The organism is Leptospira broomii serovar Hurstbridge str. 5399, assembly GCF_000243715.2.
GTDB classification, from domain to species: Bacteria; Spirochaetota; Leptospiria; order Leptospirales; family Leptospiraceae; genus Leptospira_B; species Leptospira_B broomii.
The window spans coordinates 862379-874517 of the sequence record NZ_AHMO02000008.1; the positions used below are offsets into that span (position 1 = coordinate 862379).

Below are 12139 nucleotides of genomic sequence, written 5' to 3' on the forward strand. Positions count from 1 at the left end.
ATTTCTCGCGTAAATTCCAGAAGTAAATAAGAACAATTTAATTCTGAAATTTCTATTATCAAAGCGCTCGGTAAATTCCACTTGGTTGACTTGGTGTTGTCGTCAATAAAGGTGGAATCAATCCAATTGGTGCGGGAGAGAATGGCGTAGTTGGATTGCTAATTATTGAGTTATTTTTAGGATTTAGATTACCGAACGTTCCGCCCGACCCATATTCAGGCCATGGGGAACCATTTTTTAATGTGGTTGTGGGCGTCTTCGAATCGCCCGGTCCACTCGTACTACCTTCATTCGTAGTTTTTGTCGTCTCTCCACCGCTGCTTTCTTCTGGTGCACTTTGGATCGGAGAAAGTTCGATTTCACCATTGTTGTTTATTGAAATACCGCCTTTCCAAGGAATCAAACTACCATTCGGACCAGGAAATCCGATTCCTATGCTTACATCGCCATTACCAGAGACTATAAACGGGAATTCTGTATCACCAGATCCCTCCGGAGTGACACCAATAATTGATCCGTTAGGTCCCCAGCCAACTGTTACGCCAGTATCCCCTATAGCTTTGCCTATTTCAACTGCGACACCCCAACCAGATTTCGAATCTGTTCCACCTGGTAAATCCAATGGATTCGTCTGCTTTCCTTGAGTCCAAGTTACTTCAGGAAGGAGTGTCATACCCCCTTTGAGAAACCCGAACATTGATCCAACGTTTGGTGCAAACATTCCAATCGCACCGTTAATAATGTCCGCTAAGACCCCGTTCTTATTTCCACTCGAATAATCGATTCCAGCATTGACCAGAGCTGCTCCACCTTGTACTACTTGTAACATTGTCTGTGCTTCTTCCTCAGCTTGTATTCCGGCTTCTGCATACGCATCTATAGCGGTAGTAGAATCTGCGAGAACACCCGCTGATTCCATTTCCGCACTAATTTCTGCCATTGCTGGTCCTGTAACTTCGGATGAAGTTCCTAAACTAAAAATTGTGATCGCTGCCAAGGCTGCTAATTCCACCACTTGCTTAGCTTGGTTTAGTTTTTCCTGCCTTGTATTTGCTCTCTCTACCCTTTGCTGCATTTGCTCATATGCATAATCTCCTAATAATTCCGCACTGACTCCGTATTGATCAGCAACCGGCCCTAAGAGACTTGTATATATAGCTTTTTGATAAGTACTATTATAATAGTTATATAGCGATTTCTTCTGAGAATCTAAGTAGCTTCCAGTTACATCTCCCTGTAGTAAATCCGTGCCCTTATAGATAGACTTCGCTTGATCGGCAGTAATTATATTCGTATGTTTCAATACGTCGGCTACGATTTTTAACGTTCCACCATTTATACTTGAAAATATTCCATTGATACCTTTATCAAGACCATGAAAAATTCCATCGCCAGCTAATTCCGAATTAGCTTGCCGAGCTGTCTCATAAGCTCCGATAGCTCCGTTGATAAATTTGATTTCATCATCACTCTTACCTTGGCTCTGAGCGTAATTGTCTACGACCATTTCATAGCCCTGGGTTTTATAATTTTGGAATGCTTGCTTAGCTGCGTCCGGTGCAACGATGCTATTGTACTGACTCTTACTCAATATACGATTTTTCTCTAAGATTCCAGATACATCATCGGTTAACTTACTTCCTTGGCTATTACCTAAGAACATTCCAATGCCTGGTAATGCTAAGTTCGATAAAATGAATTTCCCAACTACAGCTGTCATAGAACTTTCTGCTTTCTCGGCTGCATCATGACTTAATTTATAGCCCGCTAGATAAGAAGCCGTTTGCGGATCTATATTAAACGTATTCATCAACGCGGATGCATACACGCCTTGCACTGCGTTTTGAACCTGGTTGGATGCCCAGGCTTGCCAAGTTCCACCTGATAGTAAAGTTTGAGCTAAACTAGTATCTTGACTTATAGTCGCATCAGCGGAAGCAGTTCCATTCGCATCGATTTGAGCGAGAGTACTAGTATATGTCTCTGCCGCATTCGCCAAACTATTCAACCCGCTACTAAAGGCTTGATAGTTTTGACTAAGCGCACCGCTTGCCGCATTCATCGAACTAGTATCCCAACCCGTATTACTAAAAAAGTCCATACTCGAAGATAGAGGAGCGGATGATGAAGCAGCACTAGATGATAAAGACATAGTTCTAGCTGATAATAGTCTAGATAAGCTCGAACTAATTGGATTATTCGTAGTTGAGCTAGCTGTTGCAACTCCACCAACTACCCCGAATTCGGATAATTTCACTACCCCTACTGCTGGAATTATAAAACTCGAATCTGTTGTATTTGAACTAAAGCTAGCGGATTTTGTTGGATCTCCTCCATTAAACGTTACGGTTCCGTCGTGTATTGATTTAGTTACGCTAATCGAGCCGTCTGAATTTACGGTTACGTTTTTATATGTGTTTGTTGTGTATTGAGTACAATTCGCATAATTCTGTCCGCAATATCCGTAATTTTGAGATGATCCAGAGATTCCTAACTTGGAAGCCGAATCTGAGGCTCCACTAATAAACGCGTTCATCGACTCATTTGTTCCATCTGTATTCTTAAGGAGCATTCCTTGCGAATTTACGATTCCTGAGATTTCTCCTTTCGTATATTGGAATGAATACCCTTGCGATTTTAACGAATTGAGTAGAGACGCATAGCCGTCATCTGTCATCGATCTCTGATTTTGTAAAGAAGTCGCAAGTGTTTGAGCAGCACTTAAGCTCTGATTGTACGCACTATTATTCATCGCGCTAACTAGAGCGATCCGTTGAGCACCTCCAAAGGCGGTATTTAACTGGTCGCTAAGAGCATTTAATTGATTAAAATTCGAAGAATCAAAATTTACGTTTTGAGGTACTTGGCTCGCAAGCTGGTTAAACGTATTTGAAGTGCTAGTCAAGGAAGCTCCATTAGTCGTCGGGGCAGGATCGGTTTGGACAGAACTCAAGCTTGCACCTTGAGTTTGTGCCGAAGCAAATTTAGCATTCTGAACTTGTTGGTATTCGGACATTTGTGATAAATATGCCGATTCCTGCTGTTGAATTTGACTAACGCCTTGTTCGTAATTCTGCTGAGCTTGAGCTAGCAGATTCGCTTTTTGAGTCTCCCAAGAATTATATTGAGTTTGGAAGGTAGCCACATTAGCTTCCCAACTATTAATTGCGGGTAAAACTCCGCTAGTCCAAGAATTTAAGTAGTTCGTAATACTCGTATTATAACTGCCCCAAATAGCAGCATCGGCAGCAGCATTTCCATCGTGGACTGTATAATTCATGTTTTTGATTTCAACGTTTTGCTCTTGAGCAGTACTACTCATGATGATACATTGACCCCAACAAACCGGATAGGTTTGGGTAAAATACTGAAAATTATTCCCTGCCTGAGAATAGAATAAATTCGCTCCTGAAAATGTTCCAATTGGAAATCCAAGCAAAGTTCCGACGTAGTACGAAGTCGAATTAAAATCTGACGCCTGTAAATCTGCCCCAGTAATCGAGCTAATACTTAAACCTGCACCCAACCCCAACGCCGAAGCTAAATCTGCATAGGCTCCGGAGAAATCCGTCCCGCCGTTAGTATTATAGGCATTTGCAATATCCCTCATGAGCTGACCGTATTGCCCAGTTCCATTATTATAATCGCTCATTAATTGTACGTCGGGAGGTAAAGTATAAGAATGAGATACCAGCCCTGAGTATAGAGAAATTTGGCTTTGGGCATAGGTTTGCTCAGAAGTCAAAAAAGTTTGCATCTGGCCAGCAAATTGTGACAAACTTAAATTCGGATATATTGGATTATTCAATTGGGTCTGCAAAGTATTATAAGGGCTTGCTTCGTTCCAGACTCCATTGGCCGGGATTGTCAATCCGAGGACTTGGTATACCATTGTTTCTAAGGATTGTCCCTGAGTATTCAGGGTAACAGTACCGTTACTATTTAGCTGGTGGAATAAAAACTGATTTTTCTGAATATTCTGCGTGCTAGTTCCATCCGACCAAAGATTCTGCGCAACTTCATCGGCAAGCATATTTAAGGCTAACGATTCATCATAGGCATTGTTAGCTGGAGCCGCTAATCCCAGGACACCGTAAACCAAGGCTTCGAGCTGCTGCCCTGCCGCATTTAACGAAACCGTTCCATCCGAATTTGCTTGGTGGAACATATATTGCTTATTTCCGGCAGGATCGGTAGCTGCATTCAAATCAGAATGTAGATATTGTTGTAATTGTAAGGTTTCTGCGAGAATCCCTACCCGAACGTTTTGTTCGTTCTGCTGAATCGTATACATCGTTTGTTGGTATTGAGTATCAGCTTGTTGAACTGAAAGCAAAAGATTTTGGTATTCGGCAGAAAGCTGACTTAGAGAATTCTGATATTGGGATAGTCCATTCTGAAGATTTGATTGAAAGGTGGTTTGCCAAAGAGCCTGAGCGTTCGTTGTCGTGTTCGTATTACTTGCCACGGTTGCGGTGTTGCTCAAATTATTATTGGACAGTCCCGCTACGAAATTCGCCCGTTCGGAAAGCACCGAATTCTCTGCCGCTTGTTCCCACACGCTGAGTGCTTGTTTTTCTTGCGATACTAATGCTTGGTATACAGCATTCTGGTAAGTCGTTACACTATCATAGGTACTAGCAGTATTGATGGAATCGACTGTTGAAATTATGGATGCATTAACCTGACTTTCCCATTCGGAATATAAAAGGCCTAAACTTTGAGAAACCAAATTGTCCCAACCACTTACATCCGAAAGTTGGTTCGCAATTAGGTATGTCTGTTGGACATCTTGCGGGTTAAATTGAGGTGTATTCAAATTCGGAATCATCGAATTTGTGGATTGGGAAAAAGCCGATTGAAAATTCAAAACGAAGAGTAAAAGAAATGTCCAAGAAAATAATAAGAATTTACCCCGAAATTTCATACTTAAACTCTCCAGATATTAAATAGACTCTATCCGACGGATGACTTCTTGTCCGAAATACGGAATCTTCGTTCTAACTTTTCCAATATTGAAAAATATTGGATTTTGTGTCTATTTGAATTGAATCAAAGGCAGAAGAAAACTTTTTTAATGAGATTTCTATCCCATTTGCTATATAATCAGATTAATCTCTGTTAAAAAGGTACTAAAGGACCAGGGTTTAGAGACGTAACCACGTCATCCCGAATTAAAGAGTTTTAGAGAGTAATCTTTTAGGGTTATTTTTTGCCTGCTAAAACATTATATAGAAATGATGAGAATATAAATAACGGAAAAAACCAGGTCAAAAATGCCCTACCAAAATTCTGGGCAAATACCTTCTTACACATCCTAATAAAGAGGAAGGCTTGCGTAAAGAATCCTGCCAATCCAAAAGCTCCTACTAAAGATAGAAAATATATGGTCTTAAAAATATCTCCCTGGACGCTATTTGGCATTACGCTGTATAGTAGCGATATAGGAAAAAGAGCTAAAACAAAAAATAAAGAAGAGGTAAATGTTATCCCCAAAATTCTATAAAACGATCTCTTCTCCTCGCCTAAAAACCACAGAGCGATGTATGAAGTTGCCGCAAAATAAATCTGAAAAAGCAGAATCAGAGTAAGCATATAAAAAATGTTATACGGGTATACGCTGGAATAGTAGAAAGACCAACCCAAAAGACCTCTTTTAAAGAATGGAGTTAAGGATTGCCGTAGATGCTGTAATCTTTCCCAGTTCAATAATGATACGAGAAGCGCGTATATGAGGTAAGTCCCCATAAACAAAAAATAGCTTTTAGCTACTCGGATTAGAAACGTTCGAGGAGAATCACTTAATATAATTTCTGGGTTTCGATATATTTCAAGATTTCGTTTAAATGATCTAGTATACCAATTCTCTCGAATTAACCCCATTATGAAACTCAAGACGCTCTTCATTTCTTCTTTTTCCTAGTTGGTTTGGAAGTATTTTGTTTTTTCTCTTTTTCGGAATCCACCGGTTCAGAAGAAGGGAGCAATTTGGAGTGTAAGATATTATACATTCCCCTATGAAATTTCGCCTTCTCGGGAATTCTTGCCTTTTCATAAATTTCGGCCAATCGTTCGTGTGAAAATTCGACTGCGGAAGAAACGAGAACGGCTTTTGAATAACTCGCGATAGCTTTATCCATTATATTTTGTGACTCATACATTCTGCCAGCGATATACAGGACCTCTAGCTGAGTGCTATCCTTTAATAGAAACTCTTTTGTCATCTCTAAGATTTTCTCAGGCGGTTTTTTCTGAGCAAAACTTGTTTTAATCAACCAAAGAAGAGCATCCAAATCCTCTGGGTTTCGCTCTCGAATTTCTTCGAAATAATGATTTGCCTCGGGAAATTTCAAATCGTAGTAATACAATTTACCAAGCAAGAAACCAGAATCTCTAAATTCTGGATCTTTAGAATATATGGACTTAAGAGCATCAATCGCGTCTTGTCTCTTATTCGCTGAATAATATTCTAAGGCCTGATTGTATTTTTTTTCCAGATCTTTGTCGTCTGAGCAATAAAAAACACTAATTAGAATAAAGAAGTAGCAAACGAGACGTAAAACAAAGTTGAAGTAAATTCGCACGAAAGAAAGGAAGTTTTTCAACCGATATATTGTCAAATCAACTTTTCCCCTGTTTTCGAGACAAAAATTCGGCTACGAAATTCTATCTTGAATGGGACCAAATTCCTACCATAGGAATAATGAAAAGCTAATACGAAAATGCTTGCTTCAAAACCAACTGTAACTTATGACTGGAACTCGACCTACTAATTTCGGAGCCATATTCTAGTGAAAAAAATCTTTTGTTCCTTTTTCCTCTTATTTCTCTCCTCCTTCATCTTGTTAGATTGCAACAAAAGCAGCAGTAACAGCGATAATTCGGCACTCGTAGCTCTTTTGGCTTCTAAACCTAGCTATTCCTGTGCCAATAATACAATCAATACCTCGGCGTTACAAGTAACGTATACATCAAGTTCTTCGCTACTTAATCCGGGATCTTATGGTTCGTTTTCTCTAATAAGTTTGACTGCCGGACAGAAAATTGTTTTTACAGCGACCACTACTACGTTTAGCGCTGCAAATTTTGGAGCTTTGATTAGCTGCACTTCACAATCTTTAAGCCCATCTCCCTACAGTGTCGCTATAACGAACTCGAACCATACTGCCACGGTAACCTTTACGCAGTCCTTCACTGGCATGTTCTTTTACATTGCTAGCACTGCGCCAACTGATGTAACAAACCAACAACAATAGTGTAAAGCGACCTACAATTATGCCCAAGGTTCAAAAATACTTGGGCTTTTTGTATGCGTGTCATCTCGTCAGGAATAGTAAAAGAGATTCTGAATCATTTTTTTAATTTTTATAAAAACTAACTACAAACGTTATTCACTATTGAACTTTGAGGGAGTAAGTAGTTCCTGCGTGCTCGACAACCACTAAAATGCATCGAAAATATCCAGAGTTAGTTACTACAGAAAACGTAAAAGGCGCGACTATTTTATTAACTACAAAATTTGCTACGATCGCGATATTATCGACCGTTAGAGTTGTATTCTGATTTCCTAGGTAAAAAAGGGCACCACTACTTCCTGAAGGCGTTGAATTGAAAGTTATCGTATCAGTGGACCCTGCTCCGACATAATAATAAAAGTTATACCCTATATCGCTCCCAGTTACCGTTGGACCACCTTTTGTTACAGTTGTGGTAGGTAAGCATGAAGCTTTATTCTGGATCAGAGCCAATGCTGAATAATAATAACTATTGTCGTGTGAATTTTTTCCGCAGCCATTGAACGGTATAACGAAAAAAACTATAACGCAAATAGATAATACAATTTTTCTCATTATAAATGCTTATCCCGAAAATCGACTTTAACTTTATTATCTTTATAACCTAAGGACCTAGCTTTAGAATATTCTATTTCGCTTTCTTTATAATCCTTTATTTTCTCGTACGTTTCTGATTTTCTAAGATGAATATAACTCGTATATTCCAAATCTCGATGTAGAGCATTCTCATAGTTTTCCAAGGCTTCATAATAAAGACCTGTCATCTCGAATATCTGTCCCTTTAAAGAAGAAGAATCAGAATTATCAGGCATCCTATCTAATATTGCTTCAAATTCGGGTAACAATTGAGCAGGTTTTTCACCCAAAGAAATCCTGATTACGTACAGCCATCCAATAGCTTCAAGATCGCTAGGGTTTTTAACTAATTCCTCTTCCATAATTTGTTTTGCTTTGGAAAATTCTTTAGATTCGATATAACACTTTCCTAACATCAAGCGAGTAGAGCGAAAATTGGAATCTTTTCTATATAAATTTTCAAATCCTTTTGTAGCTGCAAAAATGTTCTTACTAGTAAAAGCATTTTTAGCCTTCCAGTATTCATCGCTTAGCTCTGCCGTGGTCCATTTTTTAGAACAGCCTATAGAAAAGATAAGAGTAACTAAAATAATAAAAGTTCGCATAACATTCATGTGTATCATAGGTCCGTAAAAAATGACATCACTTTTATGTGGGAAAATTTATCCTCTATAATACAAATTAATAAATAACAGTTCTTTAGGAGCATTTGGTGGCGAAGGTAGTGAAGCCAATTGACCTGCACCTTTTCTTAGCTATCTTAATAGAAACTCTGAGCGTTCCAATTCATTTCGTCGTTTAGAAAATCTACTAAAGATTGTTGGTGGTCGATCGTTTCTTTTGACCTTGCTTTCCAACTTTGTATTTAGCACGACTGCTATCTGATTTAGAATTGTCTTTTAATTTCAAAAGATCGATATCATATTTTTTTACCCAATACATAATTGCACTCGGAGTCACCGCCCAATCCGTCGCTATATCCTTTAACCCCCTTTTCTTGCAAAAGTTCGAGTAATTCCGACCTTGTTATTTTTATTCCTCGATTAATCTCGGGATTTGCTGATCTTTTCGCTATTTCCACTCCTGCTTTCTCCAATAAATGAGCCTGCCGGGATATTGCATGCTTAGTCCTATTTAAAACTACCGATAATTCTTCTAAAGTTAAATCTCCGAACCTAGCTTCTAAAATTTCTATTTCCTTATCAGTCCATTTCCGCCGAGATTTCCTGAATTTGATTTTGTATTTCTCTATCCAGTAAGCGACTGTATTTCTGGAAATATTCAGTTTCTTAGCGATTTCAGTCAGCGAATGATCTTCCGCTAACTTCGACAGAGTTGATTTGCTGGGTGCTACTCTAATTAATTTTCCCGGCATTTTTGCTCGGAATATTTTTAATCCAGCTTTTCTAAGTTTCGTGACCCTCATAACGACAGACTGCTTACTTCTATTTAATTTATTTGCCACCTCTTCAAGCGTGTATAAATGATATTTGGTATATAGAAAATGGTCTTCGCTGTAAGTCCAAACCTTGCCATTCATGCACCTTGATAAATATTTCTCATAGCCATTTTGTCAAATTGTTTTATTAGATGTATTAGGCTTTCCGGCATTTCGATTAATAATACATAAAATCCGACTTCATTAGATTAAAAAATACTTTCACCGATAATGATTCATTAAACTCTCCAATACTCGAAAGTAATTTTTTGCCGCCCGAATTTAGGATTGAGTTTATTGATTTATAAATTGTAAGGATTCGCCTATCGAACATCGCTAACTTCTCGACGCTAGCGTAAAATGCCTACTCATCGGTGACCTTCAAAATAAATAATTAATGGTTCGAGATTATTTCCCCAAAGATTGTTTCAATATTTTTATAAAATAATCTAAGTACCTTAATAATACGGCACTAAGTCGAATTAATCTACACTGTCGAATATTCGACTTCATCTCGATTCCAAGTATCGATAGATTCCTTTAGAGAATAGCATTCTTTAGTTTCGATCTTACATTCATCGCATCTGACTTTATAAATCCAGCGTTTCCATTCAGAACTAAAATACTGTATCTTTTCTACAGATTCTAAACTTTCACATTTAGGACATGACTTCATGGTGAAATTTGGAACTGAAATCCATTTCCTTCCGTATTGGGGATTTCTTTTTGGCGGGATGACCTTCATGAGCGAATTAGTTATTCTAAAAAAAGATCCTCTTCAAGGATATAATTGATGCGATGTATTTTTTTCATTATGGCCGATCTCGGGAGATTTTTAAAGAAAAACATTAGACTTTCGTTTAATGCTGTATTTTTAGAAAATATCTTTTCAAAATGCTCAATTCAAGGAATTCGAAGATCAGGATTAGTATTGAGAATGATTGGCAATCGGAACTTATATTTTCTATCCAGACCATTATCAATTTTCCTCCTTCTTACTTGGATTGTAAACGATTCATGGGGGAAGGGAGTATACCCAGGAGTCGTTACTGGAAAGCTAAGTGATGTTTCAGGCTTAGTTATTACTCCACTTTTTGTTGGGTACTTATTTCTTTTCGGTTTTAGCATCTGGAATCGAAAATCGTACGATTCTATCGATAAGAGTTTAGAATTTTATTGTTTATTATTCAGTATTTTATTAACAGATATTCTTTTCATATTTATAAACTGGAAACAGTCTTGGAATGATTTTTTCTATCGAAATCTTTTATTCAGTCCGCCTGGAATGGCTGATAGGACAGATATAGTTTGCATCCCCATCTCCTGGTTACTGATCAGCTTCTATTATCTCGGATGCATTAGAAAATTTAAAACTTTACGACTTGGGCGAGCTTTGACTTTAAAAGCACATTCCTATCAAAGAGTGAAATTTTCCTCAGTGTTGCTTCTTTGTATCTTTGCACTGCTGAATACATCTCAATCTGGAGGAAGCATGGTTCGATTGATTTTACAAGAACCCGAAAGAGATGTGGTTGCAGGAGATCAAATCCCGATACTTTTCTATACGAGCTGCTCTCTCGATGGAATAGAAATGATACTTTATAAAGATTCGAATCTTTATTTAAAAGAAAGAATCGATAAGACCAAGCTTGAATATATAAACGATGCTCGTACTGGATTAGAACTTCGAAAGTTTATTTACGTAGTGCCCAATAATATTGCGCCCGGTGAATATCATTGGGCAATCAGAATTTTATTCAGCGATTTAGAATATGAAAAGGTGGCTAGCTCGATTCAGAAAAAACAATGGGAAATGGATAAAAAAGAAGAAAGATTAGAATCCATTCAAAAACGATTACGAATCGAAAAATTCGATCCTACGTTTAGAGTTGGCTGCCATGAAACTTCTGATTTAAGAAGTCACAATATTCATAGTCATGAAAACATTTCTGATGAAAGGATCTGGCGAGTTTTACAATGATTCGGATTCTAATTAAACTTACGATATCATTCACCATACCAATTCTAATATTTTTACAATGTACTGGATCGAAAAATTATATCAAGGATCGAGGGAATGATTTAGGAGATATTGTTTCAATTTCCTTTGATTCAGGTCTCGGGATTTCTGGAAGCGTAGGTCCAGTTTCCTCTGGCCTTGGATTTCATACTAGTCTTATAGGGTGCAAATATTCTTATTGTGGTTCATATAACGATGTTTCGGGAACTATATTGTTAGGATGGCAAAATAAATATCTTGTTCATGGGGAAGAACTTAGTTTATATAATGACGAATACTTTATTTTTAGAGGAAAAAGATTTCTTACTGTGGATCTTAGAAAAAGATCTTTTCCTATCTCCAGCTACGGGCGCGTTCGTTTAAGAATCGCATTTTTAGTTGGACTCACCTTGGAGTTAAATTTTCTGGAACTCGTCGATTTTCTTTTAGGTTTCGGTAACGTAGATATTTTAGAAGATGATTGGAATGCTTATTACACGAATTTGTCGAAGAAGGAGAAATAAAAGAGAATCAGTAGATCGGCCTGTTTAATCATTGCTTACTACAATTTGTCCATTCTATCCCTATCTGGCTTAAGTACGTTGTTTTTATTCCGGTCTAGTCCGCACTGAACTTCGGAGCAGTGCTTTCGTTAATTCAAATGTCTGAATTAATCGCATGAAAACTGGCACAAACATCCTTAAAATTATATTTACTTGTCTTTTATTTTTCATAATTTTCAATTGTCTTAACAAACGTTAACTGCATTTATTGGAATTTTAGACAGGAGAAATGTTTCGGATAGATCGCGTTTTTCGATCAATTAAGATA

7 protein-coding genes are annotated in these 12139 nt (G+C 37.8%); 3 read left to right on the forward strand and 4 right to left on the reverse strand.

Features of this window, described 5'->3' with window-relative positions; genetic code table 11:
• Positions 1-58: 58 nt before the first annotated feature.
• Entirely contained in the window at positions 59-4927 is a 4869-nt protein-coding gene (locus LEP1GSC050_RS09535; protein ID WP_010570994.1) for a TIGR04388 family protein, read from the reverse strand.
• A gap of 285 nt (positions 4928-5212) precedes the next feature.
• On the opposite strand from LEP1GSC050_RS09535, the gene LEP1GSC050_RS20960 reads away from it, so the two are divergent.
• A complete protein-coding gene (locus LEP1GSC050_RS20960; protein WP_198012835.1) occupies positions 5213-5506 on the forward strand; it encodes a hypothetical protein in 294 nt (97 codons plus the stop codon).
• Positions 5507-5903: 397 nt separating this feature from the next.
• On the opposite strand, the gene LEP1GSC050_RS09545 is transcribed toward LEP1GSC050_RS20960, so the two are convergent.
• From LEP1GSC050_RS09545 to LEP1GSC050_RS09560, 3 genes are all read right to left on the reverse strand, one after another.
• A complete protein-coding gene (locus LEP1GSC050_RS09545) occupies positions 5904-6620 on the reverse strand; it encodes a tetratricopeptide repeat protein (protein WP_010570996.1) in 717 nt (238 codons plus the stop codon).
• A 1229-nt stretch (positions 6621-7849) separates the two neighbouring features.
• Positions 7850-8485, reverse strand: a complete 636-nt coding sequence (locus tag LEP1GSC050_RS09555) for a tetratricopeptide repeat protein (RefSeq protein ID WP_020987717.1) — start codon at positions 8483-8485, stop codon at positions 7850-7852.
• 305 nt (positions 8486-8790) lie between these two features.
• Positions 8791-9411: a helix-turn-helix domain-containing protein gene (locus LEP1GSC050_RS09560; RefSeq protein WP_010570999.1), complete on the reverse strand. Its 621-nt coding sequence runs from the start codon at positions 9409-9411 to the stop codon at positions 8791-8793.
• 835 nt (positions 9412-10246) lie between these two features.
• Between LEP1GSC050_RS09560 and LEP1GSC050_RS09570 the strand changes: the two genes are divergently transcribed.
• Both LEP1GSC050_RS09570 and LEP1GSC050_RS09575 read left to right on the forward strand, forming a co-directional pair.
• Positions 10247-11290 (forward strand): hypothetical protein, encoded by a 1044-nt coding sequence (locus LEP1GSC050_RS09570; protein WP_156895957.1) that lies wholly within the window; start codon positions 10247-10249, stop codon positions 11288-11290.
• Positions 11287-11832, forward strand: a complete 546-nt coding sequence (locus tag LEP1GSC050_RS09575; protein WP_010571001.1) for a hypothetical protein — start codon at positions 11287-11289, stop codon at positions 11830-11832. Before LEP1GSC050_RS09570 ends, LEP1GSC050_RS09575 begins: the two co-directional genes overlap by 4 nt.
• Positions 11833-12139 lie beyond the last annotated feature (307 nt).

What these genes read in the sequence shown, in the direction of transcription:
- LEP1GSC050_RS09560 (WP_010570999.1), bottom strand. Translation starts at nt 9,411, where the DNA reads ATGAATGGCAAGGTTTGGACTTACAGCGAAGACCATTTTCTATATACC.
- LEP1GSC050_RS09555 (WP_020987717.1), bottom strand. Translation starts at nt 8,485, where the DNA reads ATGAATGTTATGCGAACTTTTATTATTTTAGTTACTCTTATCTTTTCT.
- LEP1GSC050_RS09535 (WP_010570994.1), bottom strand. Translation starts at nt 4,927, where the DNA reads ATGAAATTTCGGGGTAAATTCTTATTATTTTCTTGGACATTTCTTTTA.
- LEP1GSC050_RS09570 (WP_156895957.1), top strand. Translation starts at nt 10,247, where the DNA reads ATGATTGGCAATCGGAACTTATATTTTCTATCCAGACCATTATCAATT.
- LEP1GSC050_RS09575 (WP_010571001.1), top strand. Translation starts at nt 11,287, where the DNA reads ATGATTCGGATTCTAATTAAACTTACGATATCATTCACCATACCAATT.